Raw genomic sequence first — 18,711 nt, forward strand, 5'->3', positions numbered from 1 at the left:
AAGCGGTTGTACCCTTTTATTTATCCAAGCCCTTCTTGACAATACTAATCTTCGCGGCGCCCCCACCCCTAGGGGTGGGCGGGAGCCAACATCTCTCCGAAAGCCCACACTTTAATCTACATCCCCTTAGGAAGCGGGGGGCGACACGGCGCTGGACGACAAGCCCCGCCCCGTGGTACGATACTGATCGGATCTTCGGTCGGCCCGATACGGCGGTCGGTGGCCGACCCGCGAAAGGAGGGCTCAATGGCCCAGTTGCAGCCGAAGGACAAGGTGCAGTGGCGGGCGGGCGACACCCCGTCGTCGTCGCACCTGAGGACCGGGGTCATCAAGGAGGTGCTCCCCGGCGGCCTCTGTCTCGTGCGGACGAAGGTGGACGGGGAGATGGTCGTCGAGGAGATCAGGATGGCGCGCCTGAAACCCGTCCAGCCCCCGCCGGAGGCCCCGAAGAAGAAAGGCGGCGCCCGCAGGGCCGGGAAGGCCGGGAAGGCCGCCCCCGCGGCGGAGAAGGCCGCCCCGAAGGCGAAGAAGGCCGCCCCGAAGGCGAAGAAGGCCCGCCGCCGGAAGAAGTCGAAGAAGAAGGCCGCCTGACCGGTTGCGCGGGCGGCGGCAGCGCGCCCCCCGGTCCGGCGGACCGGGGGGCGCTCCTTGTCCGGGGAGGAATCCATGGCGAGGCTTCTCGAGAGTCTCGGCGCCCTGAAGAAGGCGATCGCGTCGCGCGGCTGGTTCCGCGACGTGCGCCTCGTCTACCAGGGGTTCGGCCCGCTGGGGGCCTGGATGTTCAGGGAGCTCCTCCCGGTCTCGCACATCGTCGCCGAGTACTACGGGGAGGAGGTGCAGACGTACCTCGAGGAAGAGGACGGCGCGACGGTCTTCTCCGCGGAGAAGGAGTCCGGCGTCCGGCACAACGATTCGACCCTCTTCAACCGCTACTACTACCCCGACCGCGGGGAGGCGATCGCCGCGTCGCTGAACCGCCTCTCCGGCAGGGTCTGCTTCGTCCCGTTCGCCACGACCCCCGGCCTCGAGGAGTTCCTCTTCAGGCACGGCAGCAGGTATCACCTCCTCCAGAACTCCACCATCGTCCAGAACTATTTCGACTACAAAGCGCGCCTCGCCTGGAGCGCGAAGGAGATCGGCATCCCGATCCCGCCCGACAGCCTCGTGACGCTCTTCGGCGCGCTCGACTATCCGCGCCTCGCGGATGCGTTCGAGTCGGGGTTCGTCATCCAGGTCCCCCTCTCGCAGGCGGGCGGGGGGACGCACTTCGCCTTCTCGCCTGACGACTTCGGCCGGATCGTCGAGGAGAACCGCGCCGCGCTCGGACCGCTCTTCGACAAGACGCAGGTGAAGGTGACCCCGTTCCTGCCCGGTCCCAGTCTCAACTGCACCGGCTGCGTCGTCAACGGCGCCGTGGCGCTCTCCCCGCCCGACATCCAGATCGTGGGCGACCCGCACTTCGTGGAGACCCCGGGGCAGTACATCGGCTCCGATTTCGCGCGCAACGACTTCGAGCCGGAGCACCGGAGACGGATCCTCGAGATCACGGCCCGCATCGGCGCCTGGATGGGGGCGCGCGGCTACCGCGGGAACTTCGGCGTGGACTTCCTCTCCACGGTGGACGGAAACAACCGCGTGAAGGATATCTTCGTGAGCGAGGTGAACGCCCGTCTCGTCGGCGAATCGCAGTATATGGCCGACTGGCAGGCGATGGCCGGCAGCGTCCCGCTCACCTTCTTCCATCTCGCCGAGTGGATGAACCTCGACGAGATCACCCCCGCGGAGATCGCCGCCTACAACGCCTCCCTCCCGCCGATCGAGGGCTCGGCGCTCCTCCTCTACACGCGCGAGAAGGGGACCTTCCGGGCCGCGGGGGGGATCAGCTCCGGCATCTATCGCTTCGACGGCGACCGCCTCGTCCGCCTCCGCGACGGGTTCCTCCTCTCCCAGACCAGGTCGGCGGACGAGTTCGTCATCACCAACGGGATCCCCTGGGACGGCCTCGTCCTCGGTCACCCGCGGTACGGCGACTACAACGTATTCCTTTGCTACCTCCTTACCCGGGAGAGCATCGTCCAGCCCGGCAACTGGCGGCTGGTGAACGACAGGTGGCGCAGGCGGGCGGACCTCGTCTACGCGGCGCTCGGCCTCGTCCCGTGCCCGCCGCGCCTCCTCCCCGGCGAAAAGGCCTGAGCCCCGCGCGCGCCTCCCGGGCGCGCGCCGGGGCGAAGGGGGGCGGCATGCCAGGGATCATGAAGCTGCTCGCGGGGATCGTCGTCGCGGCGGTCTGCCTGCGCTGTTTCTTCCTCGTCTTCGAACGCGCCAACCTCTACTTCCCCACCCGAACGCTCGAGGCCGCGCCGGACGAGATCGGTCTCGCCTACCAGGACGTCTTCCTCACCGCCTCCGACGGCGTGAAGCTGCACGGCTGGTTCGTCCCTTCCGCCGCGCGGGGGCGGGCCGTCCTCTTCTTCCACGGGAACGCCGGGAACATCTCGCACCGGCTCCAGACGATCGCGATCCTCCACCGTCTCGGCCTCGCCGCGCTCATGATCGACTACCGCGGCTACGGGAGGAGCGGCGGGCGGCCGTCGGAGGAGGGGCTCTACCGCGACGCCGAGGCGGCCTACGACTGGCTCAGGGCGCGGCCGGAGATCGATCCATCGTCGATCGTGGCCTTCGGCAGGTCGCTCGGCGGCGCGGTGGCGGTGGAGCTGGCGCGGCGGCGAACGGTCTCCGCCCTGATCGTCGAGAGCGCATTCAGTTCGACCGCCGATATCGGACGGGAGGTCCTGCCGTTCCTCCCCGTGCGCCTCCTGGTCACGCAGCGGTTCGACTCGATCGCCAAGGTGGGATCGCTCGCCGTCCCGAAGCTGTTCATCCACGCGCGGCAGGACGAGATCATCCCGTTCTCCCACGGCGAACGCCTCTTCCGGGCCGCCGCGGAGCCGAAGCGGTTCGTCGCCCTTCGGGGAGGGCACAACGACGCGTTTCTGCTCCCGGAAAACGCCTACCCGGGGATCCTCGCCCGGTTCTTCGGCGAGGTTTCCGGCGCGGGCCCCTCGAAACCGGCCACGGAAACCCCTGCCGCCCCCGTGCGGGAGGGAGGGGGGGCCCCGGCGGCGCGCTTGACGCACGGTTCGTAGGGCCGAATCCTGTTCACTTCGCCGCCGCCTTTTGGTATATGCATTCCCCTGAAAAACCGGCATCGACGCGGGAGCAGACGCCATGCGTATCGTGACGTGGGAAGAGCTGTATGAGATGGAGGTGGTCACCCGGGCGCGCGCGTGGAACCGCGTGCGCGACATGGACACCATCGCCGGCATCAATCGCCGGATGCGCTACGGCGGGTACGACGCGGTGATCCGCGAGGCCGACAAGGTCTACGAGGAGGCCATCCGCAAGGCGGCGGAGGCGATCGCGCGCCGCCGCCCGGGCGTGCGGCTGGTGATCGTCGCGGGGCCCAGCTCCTCGGGCAAGACCACCACCACGATGAAGCTCTGCGAGGCGCTGCAGGGGCTCGGGCAGGAGCTGCGGATGTTCGCCCTCGACAACTACTTCTGGAACCTGAAGGACCAGCCGCAGGACGAGTTCGGGGATTACAACTTCGAGACGCCCGAGGCGCTCGATATGCGGCTCATCAACAGGAACCTCACCGATCTCCTGGCGGGCAGGGAGACGCTCCTCCCGGTCTACAACTTCAAGACCGGCATGCGGGAGGCGGAGGGCGTGCCGATGCGCCTCGAGAAGGGGCAGCTCCTCGTCGTGGAGGGGCTCCACGGCTTCCACCGCGACACGACGCGGGGGATACCGCTCGAGTCGCAGTTCCGCGTCTACATCGAGGCGATCTGCCAGCTCAAAGACCGGAAGGGCAACTTCGTCCCTTGGACCGACATCAGGATCCTGCGGAGGATGGTGCGGGACAACCTCCACCGCAACTACACCCCGCTGAAGACCGTCGGGCACTGGCACTACGTGCGGGCCTCGGAGAAGGCGCACATCGTCCCGTTCATCAAGGACGCGGACGTGGTCGTGAACGGCTACCTGCCGTACGAGCTCCCCGTCCACAAGAGGTACCTGTACCGCAGCCTGAAGGAGGCGGTGGAGCATTTCGGGGACGCCAAGGGCAAGGAGGACGCCTTCCGGCGGGCGCAGCGTTGCCTCGGGTACCTCGAGGAGGTGGACCTCCTCGAGGACGACTCCCTCATCCCCCCGACCTCCCTGCTCCGCGAGTTCATCGGCGGGAGCGTCTACACCGGGTGAGGGGCGGCGGCCGCTACTGCAGCACCCCGACCTCCTCGAAGATGCCCGCGGGCGCGGGCTGCGCCTTCTCCCCTGTCGTCGCGTTCGCGGGAGCGGGGGCCGGGGCGGCCGAAGGGCCTTCCGGCGCGGGGGGCGGCTTCAGCAGCTCTATCTGCGACGGGTCGTTGACCCTGATCTGCGGCGCGCCGCGGTACGCGGTCACCTTCCCGGTCACGCGGATCTTCTTCCCCTCGTAGGTCGACTTGACGTCGCCGAACTTCTCCTGGTTGAACACGGCGATGCTCAGCCCGTCCCGGTCCGTCCCCTCGAAGCGCAGGGAGTCGGGGCCGCGCGTGCGCACGCGCACGCCGGAGACCGTGCCCTCGACGACCACCGTCTCGCCCATCCTCCCCCCCGCCTGGGCGGGGGTCAGCGCCCCGGAGCCGGACGAAACCGCCGGCTCCGCCGCCTCTTTCGCCGACGGGACCTCGACGTACGCCCCCTTCCTCGTCCAGTCCCCGTACATCGGGTTGGGGACGATGACCAGGTCGCGGCCGAAGCGGTCCTTCGCCTGCTCGAACGAGACCTCGCCTTCGTCGTACAGGTCGTGGATCTGATCGCCGCAGAGCATCAGGATCTTGAGCGGCGGCAGGGACGTCCCCTCCGGGAGCGTCTTCACCTCGCCTTTCTCCACGTCGTTCCGACGGGCGGTCTTCTTCCGGTCCCGGGCGTATGGGCCCTCGCGCATCAGCACGACGTCGACGGCGAAGCCGAGGTCGGCGAGGTTCTTGATCGTGGCCGCCTTGGTGGGGGCCTCGCGGTTGGTGATGATGACCACCTTGCCGCCGAGCTCGCGCGCGAGGGCGCAGAACTCCTTCGCCCCGGGGAGGGCGGTCGCCTCGGCGCGGTTGCACCATGCATCCCAGGCGCCGCTCGAGTGGCCCGTCCCCGTGACGGTGATCTCCTTCTGGAACTCGACGTTGCAGATGATCGTCTCGTCGGCGTCGAGCACCACGCACCAGGTCCCCGGTTTCTCGGCCTTCGCGAGTTCCCTGAGGCGCAGCCCCGCGTTGGCGTACGCCTGCTGGCAGCACGCCTTGAACGTGTCGGCCGAGCCGACCCAGTGGATGTCGTTGGGGAGCTTCACCCTTTCGGCCGGGCAGGCCAGGGGAACGGCGAGGACGAGGGCTGCGGCGAGGGGGATGCGGAACGGTTTCATCGGCGGCCTCCTGCTGCGATGGACGGAACGAGCGGGGGCCGTCGGTCCGGCGCCCCGGGACACATTCTCACACAACGGCGCGCGCGACTCAACCGAAAAGGATGCCACCCGGGCGGAAGCTTCCCCGCCGCGCCGGATTGTGCTACAGTCGGCGCATGGAGACACGCGGCGAGGAGCGCCGGGACCTCAACTCCTCCGTGGGCGGCACGGGCGGCCTCGGCACCGTCGGCGGCCGGGGGGGCGGCGCGCCGGCCCCCGCGCCCGCGGCGGGGGTCGCCGCCTCGTCGGGGCGCGTGCGCGGCTGCGTCATCTACCTCGCCGGGGACTCGGTCGGCGGCGCGAGCCCGCACGGCCGGGCCCTGATGCGCGCCTTCCTCTACACCCTGACCGAGATCGCCCCCCAGCCGGAGGCCATCATACTCGTCGGGGAGGCGGTGCGGCTCGCCCGGCCCGGCTCGGAGACGTTCGAGTGCCTCTCCCTGATGCAGGAGCAGCACGTCGAGATCCTGCGGGCGGAGATCTCCGTCAGGGAGCTCGGGGAGTCGGAGGCCGCCGCCGCGGGCAGGGCGGTGACGATGCACGTCATCCTGGACCGGCTGCTCCGCGCGGAGAAGGTGATCGCCTTGTAAGGGCGGCGACGGCGGGCCGCTAGAACGGCAGCCAGTCGAACCAGCCGAGATGGAAGAGCTCGCTCCAGGTCGCCGCGGCGAGCGCCGCCACGTAGAGGAAGAGCGCCGAGAGCGAGAGCGCGTCGCGGTGCGCGGCCCCGAACGCGGCGAGGGGTTTCCGGAAGGCCACCAGCGCGACGCCCGCGGCCGACCCCGCCGCCGCGCCCGCGGCGGTGTTTCCCCCGAGAAGCGGTACGGCGCCCGCCGCCCACGCCCCCCCGAGGGCGCACACCGCGACGACGAGCAGGCATATGGCTGCGCCGAGCGCCGCGTCGACGCGCACGGCGAACGGGCGCGCCGGGCCCGTCGCGTTCACGCGGACGGGGCGGCCGCCGCGGCGGCCTTCTCCGCCTCCTCGCGCTGCTTGGCCCTGAACTCCTTCCAGCAGCGGGCGGTGCAGTAGTAGCCGTTGTTCCGGTAGTACCATTTCACGCGGTTCAGCGGCTTGCCGCACTGCTCGCACTTGTCCGGTTTTTCCTTCTTGACCGGGGCCGCCTTCTTCGCGGGCTCCTCATTGGCGGCCGCCGCGCCCGCCGCCGCGCCCTCTTTCTTGACCTCGTCCGTCATAGTCCCGTCTTCCCTCCCTCGTCGACGACCTTGAATACCTTGTCATGAGGCCGCACGCGCCCGGACACCTTGATCCCGACCGCGTCGCCGGGCTTGGCCTCGGCGATGCTCCGGTGTTCGACCTGCATCGACTCGACCTTCTGCCGCTCGTCGGTCGTGTGCCCGGCGAAGCGGATGGTGTCCCCGACGCTGAGCGGGGCGCTCAGCTCGAGCGTGGCGACCTGGATGTGCCCGAAGAAGTGCGTGACCTTCCCGATCTCGATTTCGGCCATGACGCCCACCTCCTTCCGGGTCTCCCACCCCTCACAGTCCCGCGGCACAGTGTAACGCGGAAACCGCCGCGCGGCAAGGGATAAGTGCCCCCCGGGGGGCGGACGCGGAGGGAGGCGCGCCTCAGAGGTAGAAGCCGATGCAGTCCTCGATCGAGAAGGCGAGGTTCGGCACCGGGGAGATGTCGCCTCGCTTCGATCCGACGAAGCGGACCGCCTCGTCGTAGCCGAAGCCGATGCTGCACAGGTACCCGATCACGATCGACGGCGAGCGCCCGATCCCCGCCTTGCAGACCACCAGCACCCCCTGGTGCCGGATATGATCCTTGATCCAGAGTATCGCCTCGCTCATCGCCTCGGGGGAGATGGGGACGAGGTCCTTGAGCGGGATCTTGTGGCAGGTCTTCCCGGCCGCGTCGAGGTCGATCTCCTCGGCGACGTTGAGGATGGCGGTGAATTTTTCGGGGGCGCGCCTGGAGTCCGTGGCCGCGCCCACCGCAAGGCGTTCCAGGACGTGGGTGATCACCGCGCGGCGTCTCCTTGAATGGCAGTTGAACGGCAGTGTGAGACAATCAGTGTACCATATTTCGGGCCGATGCAAAGGGAGAAACGGGCACGGCGGATGCGCGTGGGAAGTCAACCGTTCGATCGCCTGCGGCGCCCCCCCCTCCGCGCAGGCTCGGAAGGCCGCGCGGCGGCGGGGGGCTTCAGGCCGGCGAAAAACCGGTCCATCTCCACGAGCATCGCCGCCGCGTCGCGGGTGCAGAGGGAGACCTCGGGCAGCGAGGAGATGAAGAGGCGCCCGTACCGCCGGGTGTGGACGCGGGCGTCGAGGATGAGGATCGCGCCGGCGTCGTCCCGGTGGCGGATCAGGCGTCCGAAGCCCTGGCGGAACTTGATCACCGCCTGCGGGACGCTGTAGTCGAAAAACGGATCGCCCCCCGCGGCCTCGATCGCCTCCATCCGCGCCTGCTGTATCGGCTCGCTCGGCACCCTGAACGGGAGGCGGGTGAGGATGACGCACTGGAGCGCCTCCCCCTTCACGTCCACGCCCTCCCAGAAGCTGTCCGTGGCGAAGAGCACGGCCCCCTGCTCTCTCCGGAAGCGGTTGAGGAGGGCGGTCCGGTTTTCCTTCCCCTGCCTGAGCGCCGTGAGCCCCAGCTTCGAGAGGCGCGCCTCGAGCCGCCCGTACAGCCGGTCGAGGAGCCGGTACGAGGTGAAGAGGACGAAGGCCCGGCCCCGGCTTATGTGCGTCGCCGCGGCGACGATCTGCTCCAGCATCTCCTCGAACCCCCCGCTGTCCGGCTCGGCGATCCCGCGCGGCGCGGCGACGAACGCCTGTCTCTTGAAGTCGAACGGGGACGGGAGCACGGTGCAGACCAGCCGCTCCCCGCCGTAGCCGCCGAGCCCGACGCGTGCGCGGAAGTAGTCGAAGCTCCCCGCCGCCGCGAGCGTCGCGGAGGTCATCACGACCGTCCCGAACCGATCGTAGACCGACTTCCGCATCCCCTCCGCCACGTCGATCGGCGCGGCGCAGAAGCTCAGACGCTCCCCCCGTCTCCCGCGGGAGAGCTCGAACCAGCGGCAGTGCGTCTCCTCCTCCTTGACGAAGAAGGCGAGCGCGTCGAGGTACTGCGCGAGGCGGCCCCGCATCGCCGCCAGTTCGACGCAGGCCGCCTCGAGCGGTTTCCGGAGCGTGTCGGGGAGGCGCGCGAGGAGCGCGCCGAGCTCCTTCAGATTCGCCGAGAACGAGGCGAGCACCTCCCCGAGCTCCTTGAGGACCGGGAGGAGCGTGCCGCTCCAGAACGCGGAGCCGTACACCTCCGCCGTGACCCTCAGCGTCCTCCCGCCCGGCGGGGCGTTGCCGGCGGAGCGGCGGGCGCCGCTTCCCGATCCCGCCTCCCCGCCCGTCTCCGCGGGCAGCTCGAGGGCGATCCGCCCGAGGGCGCTGTCGAGGTGCGACTCGACCGCGTGCCGGGCCGGGATGACGGTCGAGGCGATCAGCTCGAGCGCTTCGCCCGCGCCGTCCGCCCCCGCCCTCCCCGCGCCCGCCGCGATCCTGGCGGCGATGAACGGCAACAGTCCGCGCGCGCCCTCCTTCCCGCTCTGGAGGCGCCGGAGCAGCTTCAGGAAACCGAACTTCGAGACCTTGAAGCCGAGGTACTCGGTGGCCACCTCCTCGAGGTGCTGCGCCTCGTCGACGATGATCCGGTGGAAGCGCGGGAGCACGGCGGGCCCGTCGTAGCCCTCCGTCCGGCTGCGCACGGCGAGGTCCGCCATCAGGAGGTGGTGGTTGACCACGAGCAGGTCCGCGGACGACGCCTGGCGCCGGGCCTTGTAGAAGAAGCAGTCTGCGTAGTGGGGGCAGTGGATCCGCAGGCACTGGTCCGCCTCCGCGCAGACCTTCTCCCATGTCTCGGGGCGGGGGATGAAGCTCAGGTCCGCGAGGCTCCCCTCCGCCGTCCTGCGCGCCCAGCGGAGCAGCTCCTCCACCTCCCCCTCCTCCTCCAGCCCGGGGAGGAGCTGCCCCTCCTCCCGGGCGGCGGCGAGCTTCCGCAGGCAGAGGTAGTTGCCCCGCCCCTTGACGAGCACCGCCCGGCAGCCGAGCCCCTCCAGGTTCTGGAGGAGCGGCAGATCCTTGTCGATGAGCTGCTCCTGAAGGTTGATGGTGTTGGTGGAGACGACGACGCGTTCCCTGTTCGCCAGGCACCACGAGATGGCGGGGATCAGGTAGGCGAGCGACTTTCCGGTCCCCGTGCCCGCCTCGATGAGGGCGATCCGGTCCTCGTTGAAGGCGGACGCCACCTGCTCCATCATCTGCGCCTGCTCGAGGCGGTACTCGTAGTCCCGCAGCGCCGTCGAGACCGGCCCGCCGGGAACGACGTAGCGGCGCAGCTGCGCGAAGTCGAGCGGCGCCCGCTCCTCCTTCGGCGAGGGCTCCACGACGGCGTAGATGCGCTCGACCTTGTTGTCCACGATGTAGAAGCCCGCCCCGCGGTTTCCGACCTCGGCGGCGATGGCGAGGTCCGCCTTGGAAGGGAGGAGCAGGCCGTCGGGGTGGTTGTGGACCACGACGTCGCCCGCGGCGACCTTCCTGAGGATGGCGGGCACGCTCTCGCCGTCGCCCCGGGCGAGCACGGCGGCCTGCTCGACAAGGAGTTCCGGGCCTGTCTTCCCGAGGAAGAAGACCTCGTTCCCCCCCGCCCCGGCGACGGCCTCCCTGATGAGGAGGGCCGCGGACGGGGAGAGGTATTCCGCGATCTCGGGGGAATCGCTCATGGCGTGGGTAGTATAGCAGGTCGGAGGCCCCGGCGCGCCTGCAGCGGCGCCCGCATGCGGCCCGTGCCGCGGATTCGCGCACGAAACGGGCGGCTGCGCCGGCGTTCGAGGCGTGCGGGAGATGCCGGTACCGCAGTCGCGGGACGGGCGCCCCGGGGGGGCGGGCGGGAGATCAGATGAACAGGCGAAGCTGCGGGTAATACTCGGGGAACCGCTTCTGGAGGATGGCCTGCGCCACGGCGTAGCTCCTGTGGTAGTTCCGAAGACTGAGGTTGTAGGTGTCCCTCATCTGTCGGATCGTCAGGAAGATCGCCGTCTGGAACATCCCCCTGCGAAGTTCGTTCCTGATCTCCTGCTCGAGCTCGGGTGTAAACTCCAGTCTCGGCTCCATTCCATGAGCCCTCCTATATATAAGTTTACACGATAATAGTACGGAATGCAATACTTATGCCGATATTCCTCAACTTGGGATAACGATATTCGCCGATTCCGCCTTCAGTCCGGTGGAGCGTAGCACGCCTGCAGTGGAGGGATAGTTCGGATTATTCCCAGATTGCCCCTTCTGGAAATGGGGCTGTGGGGCATACCTTATGTTTTGTGCTGAGTCAATCGCTTCGGGAGGTGCGCTCAAGCTCCAGTGTTTCTGATCGATAGGCGCATGGTGCGACCCGGGAACGCATAATCGGGCGCATTGCGGAGAAGAGAGGACAAAACGCCATTCTCTTCATGGAATTTCGCAGGCAGGGTCCAATCAGAGGAGTGCGGACGCTTCGGGAGAGGACGTCTCCGCAGCCCGCGCCGGCGAGGGAGCTGCCGATGGGGATCTGTTCGGGGGGTCGGGAAACGGGGACAGGGGTTTTATGCGCTGCGCCGGGATCCGGAGAGGGGCCCCCGCCCCCGCAGATCGCGCCTGTCGGCACGTACGATTCACACACACGGGGCGGGAGGGGATTCCGGCACAGAGGACGGCACGCGGCCGCCGAGAGGTTCGGCGTATGCCCCCGGGCGAGGAGCCGTCGAACCTTACTCGTCGAGAAGCGGCTGCCAGCCGTTCGGGATCGGGACGGCGCAGGTGGCGGCTTCGATGATGCCGCCGAAGAGCCTCGTCATGAACATCCCGCACGCTTCGCCGATGCCGGGCCAGAGCATCGAGATGCTCCTCCCGCTCGCCTGCGCGGCCGCCATCGGCTGGACGTAGATCTCGGTCCCCGCGCGCAGCACGTTCACGACGCCGCGTTTGAGTTTCAGGCCGACCTGCCGCGAATACGGTTTGTCGGGCGCGACGGGGGGCGTTTCCGCCGGCTCGTCGGCCCTCACCGCCGCGGCTTCCGCGGGGACGCCGGGTTCGACCTGATCCACCTCGCCGGCGGCGCAAAGCGGCGCCGCGCACAGGATCGCCAGCAGCACGGACAGGGTTCTCATCGTCTCCTCCTCTGGTTCAAGGCGCCATTGTAGCCGGTCCCGCGGAACGGGGCAAGGGCCCCTTCATTCGCGGGTTCGGCCTCCGTTCGCCGCCGATGGACCGGCCTACCGTCCCCGGCTTCCCGTCAGCGGCACGAAGGCCACCGGGATGATGCGCCGGCGGGTCGTCGCGCCGCCTTTCTTCTCGACGAGCACGAGGTCCTCCGCGTAGTGCCGGCGCTCCACCGGCAGGACCATCCTCCCCCCCTCCGCGAGCTGGTCGACGAGCGGGGGCGGCACCTCCGGGCACGCGGCGGTGACGAGGATCCCGTCGTAGGGGGCGTGCTCGGGCCAGCCGAGGTAGCCGTCCCCCCGCTTCACGCGCACCGTTCCGTAGCCGAGTTTCGCGAGGCGTGCGGCGGCGCTGTCGGCGAGGGAGGCGACGATCTCGACGGAGAAGACCTCCGCCCCGAGCTCCGCGAGGACCGCCGCCTGGTACCCCGAGCCCGTCCCGACCTCGAGCACCCGCGCCCCCGGCCCCTTCAGGCCGAGGAGCTGGGTCATGAGGGCCACGATGTACGGCTGCGAGATGGTCTGCCCGGCGCCGATGGGGAGGGGGCCGTCGTCGTAGGCCCGCCAGGCGAGGCCGGAGGGGACGAACAGGTGCCGGGGGACCCTGCCCATCGCCGCGAGCACGCGGGGATCGGATATGTCGCGCCCGGCGAGCTGCGCGGAGACCATCGCCGCCCGCCTTTCGACGAAGGCGTCCGGGCCGTGCAGGGAGGCGTTGCCGGGCGCGGGGCGCGGCGCGACGGCGGCGACGACGAGGGCGGCGAGGAGAACGGTCATCGAAAGCTCCGGTCCCCGGGGGCGTTCCAGACGCCCTGCACAACGGCGAGAGACCCGGGCGCGGCGCCGGCCGCACGCCGGCGCGAGGGGCGAAGGCTCAGCAGAGCTTCTGGAGCTGGTTGTAGAGGTTGACCAGCAAGGCGTCGAATTCCTCGCGCCCCTGCGTCACGCGGACGAGCATCCCGTGGCAGCGGACCCGGTCGCCCTGCCGAAGGTCGCCGCGCATCGCCCCGTCGTAGATGATGAGCGGCACCGGCGGGCGTTTCTCGCGGTCGATCACGACCTCGTCGAGCTGCACGACCGACGGCATGTAGATCGCGTGCGTATCCTCGCAGACGCGCCCGGTGGCGTAGATCGTCTCCTTGAGCACCTCGATGGTGAACCCCTTGAGCGGCACCTCGCTCCAGTCGGCGTAGACGAAGAACGGGCAGACCAGCACCCCGTGGTGGTGGAAGCGCATCGGCCAGAGCTTGCCGAACTCGATCACCTGCTTGGCGGGATCGCGGGTCACCTCGTAGATATTCCGGACCACGCGCCGGTTCTCCTCGACGGTCCCGAAGAAGACCACGTCGAAGTCCTCGTCGTTGGGGTCGTAGACGCCGTAGGCGAGCGAGCCGGTCGCCCCCATCCGCTCGATCGGGATATCGAGGATGCCGGAGACCTGCTCGGCCGCCTGCTTGATGCGCGGGTACCGCGTCATCGCCGTGCGGAGCGACCTGCGGCAGTTGAAATGGCCGATGAACTGGTCCATCCCGAACTCGAGCTCGTACTCGGCGTAGGCGGGGCGGGCCTTGGCGAGCGTCGGATCGATCTCGCACTGGCGCTCGATCTGCGCCGGGTGCGTGATGTAGATCATCTCGTCGTTCACGAGCTTCTTCGTGATGCACTCGTACGGGCGCCCGTGGATGCTGATCTGCCCCTGCTCGTCGGGGTGGTAGATGATCTTGCCGTAGAGCGCCCCGCGCGGGTGGCAGTACCCCTCGCAGAAGACGAGGCTGTCGTCGCGGCGCATGAAGTAGGTCGAGTCCCAGATATTGGCGTCCAACTCCTCCATCGGGGTCAGGTATTTGTCGATCGTCTTCCAGAAGCCCGGGTACGCCTTTTCCACCTTCCTCCTCCGGTCGTCCATCCCGCTCCCGCGCATCACCGCCGCACCCCCGCCGCGGCCCCGGTGGGGTCCCGGGAGATCGCGATGCCGTTGGTGACCAGCAGCGCGCGGTACGTCTCCGCCGCGGCCCGGATCGTCACGAGCCGCGCCCGCCCCTCGAGGCGGTTTCCTTCCCGGTACTCGCCGCGCACGGAGCTGTCGTAGACGACGAGGGGAAGCGCCTCGGGCGGGGCGCCGTCGACCGACGCCCGCAGCCCGACGACGACCGGGAGGAAGATCGCGTGGCGCTCGTCCTCGACGCGCCCGCGGAAGGCGACCTCCTCCTTGACGACCTCCATCGAGAAATCGGCGAGCGGCGCCTCCCCGGGCACGCCGTAGATGAAGAACGGGCAGATCAGCGTCCCCTCGTACCAGAAGCGCATCGGCCAGGACCGGTCGAACTCGTAGACCCGGTGCGCCGGCTCGCGAAGCCATCCGTCGATCTTCTTCACGATGCGGCGGTGCTCCTCGACGCTCGCGTGTATGGCGAGGTCGATATCCTCGTGCTCGTCGTCCATCCGCCCGTAGGCAAGCGAGCCGGTCACGCCGAGCCGCTCGGGAGGGAGTTCGAAAAAGTCGGCGAGGCGGCTGATCTTCGGCGCGAGCCACGGGTGGAGGCCCATCGCCACCTCGAGCGAGTGCCGGTGGTCGAACCAGCCGGCGCAGTCGTCGAGAGAGAAGAGGACATGGTAGTCGCCGAACGGGGGGATCCCCTCGCGGTTCCGCAGGGCGGGCTCGGCGAGGTAGTGGAGCTCGAGCTGCCGGTCGATCGGGATGAGCTCGAGGTCCTTCCCCGCGAACCTCTTGGTGGTGTTGGTGTACCGCCGCCCGAAGATCTCGAACGCCCCCTGCGGGTCGGGGTGGTTGATGAGCTTGCCGAGGAACTTGCCGGGCGGATGCCAGTAGCCCTGGGCGAAGGCGAGGCTCAGGTTCTTCCTGAGGAAATAGGTCGAGTCGACCACGCGCTCGAACCGCTCCATCGGGAGCAGGTACCGTTCGATCGTCGACTGGAATCTGTCCTGCATTCGGTTCGAATCCCCCGCTTCTCAGGCGGTCGCCCCGGGGGCCTTTTTGATCTGGGTGCTGACGGTCACCAGCAGGGCGGGGAACGCCTTGCCCCGCTCCCGCACCTTGACGAGGCGCACGCCGTCCATCGCGAGGCGGTCGCCGAGGCAGAACTCCCCGCGCAGGGAACCGTCGTAGATGATCAGCGGGAGGTCGCCGTGGGGTTCGCCGTCGATCGTCACCCGCTCGAGCGTGAGCAGCACCGGCATGTAGATGCCGTGTGTGTCGTCCTTGACGCGCCCTTCGGCGCGCACCCCCTCGCGGAGGATCTCGACGCCGAATTCACGGAGCGGCGCCTCCTCGCGGTCGAGGTATTCGAAGAACGGGCAGATCATGATGTCGCGGTGGTAGAACCGCATCGGCCAGAACTTTCCGAATTCGATCACCTTCCGCGCGGGGTCCTGCGTGAACCTCCGGATCCGCGCGATCACCTCCTCGTTCTGGGCGACCGTCCCGTAGATGCACAGATCGACGTCGTCCACCGGGTCCTCGAGCCTCCCGAACGAGAGGGAGCCGGTGACCCCGAGCCGCTCGACCGGCACCTCGAGGATCTCGCTCGCCTTCCCGACCGCCTCACGCACCTTCGGGTAGTCCTCCATCGCGAGGACGAGCGATTTCCGGTGGTCGAAGTAGCCGGTGAAGTCGCTCAGGGGGAGTCGCACGTGGTACTCGGCCCAGCAGGGGAGCGGCGCCTTCGGGTCGAGCGTCGGGTCGATCTCGAAGTGGCGCGCGAGCTGCCGGTCGTGCGGGATGAGCTCGAGCCTCCCGTCCACGACACGCTTGATCGTGGTGTCGTACCGGCGCCCGTGTATGTCCATCCATCCGTCCTTGGCGGGGAAGTAGATGATCTTGCAGTAGAGCCCGCCCTTCGGGTGGCTGTAGCCCTGCGAGAAGACGAAACTCCCGTTTTTCCTGAAGAAGTAGCAGCAGTCACCGGGCCCCTCCCGCAGCTCCGAGATCGGGACCACGTACCGGCGTATCGTTCGATCGAAAAGGTCCTGAACCATCGTTGCACACTCCGCTCCGTCCCGAGGGTCGATAATAAAAAGGCCCCATCGTGGGTGCATTGTCCCCGATGAAGCGCATCACTGTACCCCGTCCGGCATCGGCTGTCAATCTCGTTTTTGGCGTGATCGCCGTTCCGGGGATCTAAACCGAAGTGTGGGCTTTCGAGGGAGAGGACACCTCTCCCCACCCCCGAGGGGGTGGGGGAGCGAGGCAAGGGGATGTTCTTGTCAAGAGCGCCGCGACGCAGACAAACGGGTACAACCGCTTCCGACCAAGAAAGGAGGTTGTACCCGGTGCGGCAACTGCACTTCGAGAGAGATTCCATCGGATGGGACGGGGAGTTCGAGAGGATGATGCGCGGGATGTTCGCCGTTCCGGCTCCGCCGGGGGCGTTTTCCCTTTTACACCGGCGCGCCGCGTGGTACAATCTGTTCGGATCTTTGAAGACGGTGAGGGAAAGCGGTGAGAAGCCGCTGCTGCCCCCGCAACTGTAAGTGGCGATGCAAAGAAGCGCCTGTCACTGGCGCGGTGGATCGGCAGGGTCGACGGTGCAATGGAGCGACCCCGCCGGTTGCCGCCTCGGGAAGGCAGGCGCGCGACGGTGCCACGAGCCAGGAGACCTCTTGGGACGACTTCTTCGGGCGGAAGAAGGCCATGGGCGTGCCACGGCCGATACCCCTCCTGGGGGAGTCGGCTTTTTTCGTGCCGCGGGGAGGCGCGAAAAGGAGGAACGGATGAGATTCACCATCTGCGTCACGGCGGCGCTGGCGGTTGCGTGCGTTGCGGGAGCGGCGCGCGGCGAGGGGCCGCTCTCGGTGTACGCGAACGCGTCGCTCGTGCAGAACTTCGCGGGCGGCTTCGACTACCTTCCGAACGGGGACCTGATCGGGATGTACAGCGACCCCGCCATGGTGAAAAACGCCTATCTCGGCATCATCGACGCGAACGGGGACGGGGATCCGGCTGTGGTGAAGAAGGTGCACGCGTTCAAGGAGCCCACCTTCGGCATCGCGGTGGACGTGAGCCCCGACGGCATGAGTGTGCTGTTCGGGGAGAGCTCCTATGACCCGGTGACCACGCAGTCCAGGTATGCGCTCTACCACGGACCCGTGAACGGACAGACATTTCCGGTGATCGACCCGGCGGAGGGAAGCCTCGAGGGGGCGTACGACATCGTCTTCATCGACGCCACGCGCTGCTACATCAGCGCGAACCCCGGCGACTTTTCCGCGACGACAAACAAGATATGGCGGCTCGACCTTGAGACGAAGAGCGCCACCGAAGTCGTCTCGATCGAGGGGACCTATTCCGGGCCGATCGACGTGGACAAGGAGGGGAATCTGTACTATGTCAGGGGCAAGGCGAACTACCCGCCCCGGCGGGGGGACTTCACGCTCATGAAGTTCGCCGCCGCCGCCCTCGACGAGGCCGCCGCGGGCGATGCCGACCAGAAGCTCGACGCCGGCGATGCAACGGTCGTCGCCGAAAACCTCGACGGGGGGCAGGATGTGGCGTGGCATCGGTCGGGGGCCGTCTTTGTCTCCGACGCGAACAACCGCGCCGTGTACGAGGTCGCGCCGGACGGAACCGCCTCCAGGTACGCCGAGGCCCCGGGCAGGTCGGGAGAGGGATTCTGGTTCCTCGCGATCCGCAACCCCGCCTCTTCCCGGTCCGCGGAGGTGCCCGCGCGGGACGAGATCGCCGCGTCCTGGCAGCCGATCTTCGGCACGGGCGAGCCCGACGTGATCCGGCTATCCCCGCAGGTGTATGTGGGCGAGCGGCTGCTCCTCACCGCCGCCGTCGACATCCCCGGGCCGGTCTGGATCCCGTTCGACGCCTACGTGGTGCTCTCTGGCCCCGGCGGGATCTTCTATTCGGCGTTGCCGGGCGGCGGGGTGGGGGAGGGGATCCGGGCGTACGCCGAGGGGCTCCCCGGTCTCGCGGAGTCGTTCCTCGGCCGGATCCTCGACCTGCCGGTGCCCGACGGAACGCCGAAGGGCCCGTGGACTGTCTATGCGGGGTTGATGCCGGCGGGGCGGGCGCCGTCGCCGCAGGACGCCCTCGCCCTGGACACGGTCGTGCTCACGGTCCGCTGACGCCCAAAGTTATCCACAGCCCCAGGGCACACTTAAGTGTGCCCTGGGGGGGGATTTTTCCGGAGTGCGCCGCAACTCACTTCGGGGGAAGTCGTTAGCTCTATTTTTCCCACTCGCCGAGGAGGCGGCGCTTCTCCGCCTCGGTCTCGTAGGAGGGTTTTGCGTCGGAGGCGGGGGGAGGCGGGGGGGCCCCGGGCGGCCGCATCCCCTTCCAGTGCCGCACGAAATCGCTGGACCGGACGAGCTTGGCCCCCATCGACCGGACGCTGCCGCCGACCGAGCGGTCGTCGGTGACGACCGTGATCGAGGCCCTGCGCGGCGATTCCTCGACGATCCTGCGTATGTGGGCGTCGGCATCCGTCGCGAAGCGGACCTTCAGATTGGGGAGCACCTGCTCGAGGCCCCCGCCCGCGCCGCTGTCCCAGACGAGCGTGACGAGGATCCTCTTCGCGCAGTAGCGCGCCGAAAGCGCGCGCGTGAGCGCCTCGCGCTCCCGGTCGCCCGCGCCGCCGAACGCCTTGTAGGCGAGGTTGCAGCCGTCGATGACGATCTCCTCCACCCCGATCCCCCTTCCGGCATGCAGTATACCCGATCCACGCGGGAGCTCAACCCGTTCCCGAAGAGCGTGCGCGGTTTCCGGTTGGCCGCGCCGCGGACACGGCGGCGTGGCGCCGATATCTTGCGTCTCAGGGGCGAAATCCACTACACTGTGTCTTGTGCGTGGCACGGTAACCTCTCCTTTCTTTCTTGGTCGATTGAACCGGAGAGGATACCTTTTTCGGCTCATGACGGAATTTTGTGAGCCCAGGCCCATGGTTGGAAGCGTCCCATCCATGGGGTACAGGTTTGTATGATCTTGAGTTTCATGTACTCCTCGTCCCGATAGCCATAGGCACGACGG

General features: G+C 68.5%; 19 protein-coding genes and 1 riboswitch. Of the genes, 6 read left to right on the forward strand and 13 right to left on the reverse strand.

What is annotated here, in order from left to right; translation table 11 throughout:
* Positions 1–246 precede the first annotated feature (246 nt).
* The 4 genes from GXY35_03730 to GXY35_03745 all read left to right on the forward strand — a co-directional run bounded on the left by GXY35_03730 (position 247) and on the right by GXY35_03745 (position 4,263).
* Positions 247–591, forward strand: coding sequence for a hypothetical protein (locus tag GXY35_03730; GenBank protein ID NLW93695.1), 345 nt, complete (start codon positions 247–249; stop codon positions 589–591).
* Positions 592–666: 75 nt separating this feature from the next.
* Positions 667–2,193, forward strand: a complete 1,527-nt coding sequence (locus tag GXY35_03735; GenBank protein NLW93696.1) for a hypothetical protein — start codon at positions 667–669, stop codon at positions 2,191–2,193.
* Positions 2,194–2,240: 47 nt separating this feature from the next.
* Positions 2,241–3,146 (forward strand): alpha/beta hydrolase, encoded by a 906-nt coding sequence (locus tag GXY35_03740; GenBank protein NLW93697.1) that lies wholly within the window; start codon positions 2,241–2,243, stop codon positions 3,144–3,146.
* An 82-nt stretch (positions 3,147–3,228) separates the two neighbouring features.
* Positions 3,229–4,263, forward strand: a complete 1,035-nt coding sequence (locus GXY35_03745) for a response regulator SirA (GenBank protein NLW93698.1) — start codon at positions 3,229–3,231, stop codon at positions 4,261–4,263.
* Between the two features lie 13 nt (positions 4,264–4,276).
* Here GXY35_03745 and GXY35_03750 read toward each other — a convergent pair whose 3' ends face one another.
* Positions 4,277–5,461 carry a hypothetical protein gene (locus tag GXY35_03750; GenBank protein NLW93699.1) on the reverse strand — a complete coding sequence of 395 codons (1,185 nt, stop codon included), beginning with the start codon at positions 5,459–5,461 and terminating at the stop codon, positions 4,277–4,279.
* Positions 5,462–5,616: 155 nt separating this feature from the next.
* Between GXY35_03750 and GXY35_03755 the strand changes: the two genes are divergently transcribed.
* Complete coding sequence (locus tag GXY35_03755; protein NLW93700.1) at positions 5,617–6,090, forward strand: hypothetical protein; 474 nt, start codon at positions 5,617–5,619, stop codon at positions 6,088–6,090.
* A gap of 19 nt (positions 6,091–6,109) precedes the next feature.
* Here the strand turns inward: GXY35_03755 and GXY35_03760 are convergent, their stop codons facing one another.
* The 11 genes from GXY35_03760 to GXY35_03810 form a co-directional block, all read right to left on the reverse strand.
* Complete coding sequence (locus GXY35_03760) at positions 6,110–6,445, reverse strand: hypothetical protein (protein NLW93701.1); 336 nt, start codon at positions 6,443–6,445, stop codon at positions 6,110–6,112.
* Entirely contained in the window at positions 6,442–6,696 is a 255-nt protein-coding gene (locus GXY35_03765; protein NLW93702.1) for a hypothetical protein, read from the reverse strand. Before GXY35_03765 ends, GXY35_03760 begins: the two co-directional genes overlap by 4 nt.
* Positions 6,693–6,968: a translation elongation factor-like protein gene (locus tag GXY35_03770; GenBank protein NLW93703.1), complete on the reverse strand. Its 276-nt coding sequence runs from the start codon at positions 6,966–6,968 to the stop codon at positions 6,693–6,695. The genes GXY35_03765 and GXY35_03770 overlap by 4 nt, the downstream gene beginning before the upstream one ends.
* A gap of 121 nt (positions 6,969–7,089) precedes the next feature.
* The gene (locus GXY35_03775) at positions 7,090–7,491 is read right to left on the reverse strand and encodes a dual specificity protein phosphatase family protein (GenBank protein ID NLW93704.1); all 402 of its coding nucleotides are present in this window, start codon (positions 7,489–7,491) and stop codon (positions 7,090–7,092) included.
* Between the two features lie 110 nt (positions 7,492–7,601).
* Positions 7,602–10,244 carry a DEAD/DEAH box helicase family protein gene (locus GXY35_03780; protein NLW93705.1) on the reverse strand — a complete coding sequence of 881 codons (2,643 nt, stop codon included), beginning with the start codon at positions 10,242–10,244 and terminating at the stop codon, positions 7,602–7,604.
* A gap of 172 nt (positions 10,245–10,416) precedes the next feature.
* Positions 10,417–10,635, reverse strand: coding sequence for a hypothetical protein (locus GXY35_03785; protein NLW93706.1), 219 nt, complete (start codon positions 10,633–10,635; stop codon positions 10,417–10,419).
* Positions 10,636–11,267: 632 nt separating this feature from the next.
* Complete coding sequence (locus tag GXY35_03790; protein ID NLW93707.1) at positions 11,268–11,666, reverse strand: hypothetical protein; 399 nt, start codon at positions 11,664–11,666, stop codon at positions 11,268–11,270.
* A gap of 105 nt (positions 11,667–11,771) precedes the next feature.
* Positions 11,772–12,494, reverse strand: a complete 723-nt coding sequence (locus GXY35_03795) for a protein-L-isoaspartate(D-aspartate) O-methyltransferase (protein ID NLW93708.1) — start codon at positions 12,492–12,494, stop codon at positions 11,772–11,774.
* A 97-nt stretch (positions 12,495–12,591) separates the two neighbouring features.
* Positions 12,592–13,641: a hypothetical protein gene (locus GXY35_03800; protein ID NLW93709.1), complete on the reverse strand. Its 1,050-nt coding sequence runs from the start codon at positions 13,639–13,641 to the stop codon at positions 12,592–12,594.
* Positions 13,638–14,666: a hypothetical protein gene (locus GXY35_03805; GenBank protein NLW93710.1), complete on the reverse strand. Its 1,029-nt coding sequence runs from the start codon at positions 14,664–14,666 to the stop codon at positions 13,638–13,640. Before GXY35_03805 ends, GXY35_03800 begins: the two co-directional genes overlap by 4 nt.
* A gap of 21 nt (positions 14,667–14,687) precedes the next feature.
* The gene (locus GXY35_03810; protein NLW93711.1) at positions 14,688–15,713 is read right to left on the reverse strand and encodes a hypothetical protein; all 1,026 of its coding nucleotides are present in this window, start codon (positions 15,711–15,713) and stop codon (positions 14,688–14,690) included.
* Between the two features lie 417 nt (positions 15,714–16,130).
* Positions 16,131–16,357, forward strand: a riboswitch (cobalamin riboswitch).
* A 91-nt stretch (positions 16,358–16,448) separates the two neighbouring features.
* On the opposite strand from GXY35_03810, the gene GXY35_03815 reads away from it, so the two are divergent.
* Positions 16,449–17,810: a hypothetical protein gene (locus tag GXY35_03815; GenBank protein ID NLW93712.1), complete on the forward strand. Its 1,362-nt coding sequence runs from the start codon at positions 16,449–16,451 to the stop codon at positions 17,808–17,810.
* 100 nt (positions 17,811–17,910) lie between these two features.
* On the opposite strand, the gene GXY35_03820 is transcribed toward GXY35_03815, so the two are convergent.
* The gene (locus tag GXY35_03820) at positions 17,911–18,369 is read right to left on the reverse strand and encodes an NYN domain-containing protein (GenBank protein ID NLW93713.1); all 459 of its coding nucleotides are present in this window, start codon (positions 18,367–18,369) and stop codon (positions 17,911–17,913) included.
* Positions 18,370–18,711 lie beyond the last annotated feature (342 nt).

Source organism: Chlamydiota bacterium, from assembly GCA_012729785.1.
Taxonomy (GTDB): Bacteria; Auribacterota; Tritonobacteria; order UBA1439; family UBA1439; genus UBA1439.

Excerpts from the sequence above, each read along its gene's own strand:
- GXY35_03755 (NLW93700.1), top strand. The coding sequence starts at position 5,617 with ATGGAGACACGCGGCGAGGAGCGCCGGGACCTCAACTCCTCCGTGGGC.
- GXY35_03765 (NLW93702.1), bottom strand. The coding sequence starts at position 6,696 with ATGACGGACGAGGTCAAGAAAGAGGGCGCGGCGGCGGGCGCGGCGGCC.
- GXY35_03730 (NLW93695.1), top strand. The coding sequence starts at position 247 with ATGGCCCAGTTGCAGCCGAAGGACAAGGTGCAGTGGCGGGCGGGCGAC.
- GXY35_03750 (NLW93699.1), bottom strand. The coding sequence starts at position 5,461 with ATGAAACCGTTCCGCATCCCCCTCGCCGCAGCCCTCGTCCTCGCCGTT.
- GXY35_03790 (NLW93707.1), bottom strand. The coding sequence starts at position 11,666 with ATGAGAACCCTGTCCGTGCTGCTGGCGATCCTGTGCGCGGCGCCGCTT.
- GXY35_03745 (NLW93698.1), top strand. The coding sequence starts at position 3,229 with ATGCGTATCGTGACGTGGGAAGAGCTGTATGAGATGGAGGTGGTCACC.
- GXY35_03805 (NLW93710.1), bottom strand. The coding sequence starts at position 14,666 with ATGCAGGACAGATTCCAGTCGACGATCGAACGGTACCTGCTCCCGATG.
- GXY35_03780 (NLW93705.1), bottom strand. The coding sequence starts at position 10,244 with ATGAGCGATTCCCCCGAGATCGCGGAATACCTCTCCCCGTCCGCGGCC.
- GXY35_03785 (NLW93706.1), bottom strand. The coding sequence starts at position 10,635 with ATGGAGCCGAGACTGGAGTTTACACCCGAGCTCGAGCAGGAGATCAGG.
- GXY35_03810 (NLW93711.1), bottom strand. The coding sequence starts at position 15,713 with ATGGTTCAGGACCTTTTCGATCGAACGATACGCCGGTACGTGGTCCCG.
- GXY35_03770 (NLW93703.1), bottom strand. The coding sequence starts at position 6,968 with ATGGCCGAAATCGAGATCGGGAAGGTCACGCACTTCTTCGGGCACATC.
- GXY35_03735 (NLW93696.1), top strand. The coding sequence starts at position 667 with ATGGCGAGGCTTCTCGAGAGTCTCGGCGCCCTGAAGAAGGCGATCGCG.
- GXY35_03795 (NLW93708.1), bottom strand. The coding sequence starts at position 12,494 with ATGACCGTTCTCCTCGCCGCCCTCGTCGTCGCCGCCGTCGCGCCGCGC.
- GXY35_03815 (NLW93712.1), top strand. The coding sequence starts at position 16,449 with ATGAGATTCACCATCTGCGTCACGGCGGCGCTGGCGGTTGCGTGCGTT.
- GXY35_03740 (NLW93697.1), top strand. The coding sequence starts at position 2,241 with ATGCCAGGGATCATGAAGCTGCTCGCGGGGATCGTCGTCGCGGCGGTC.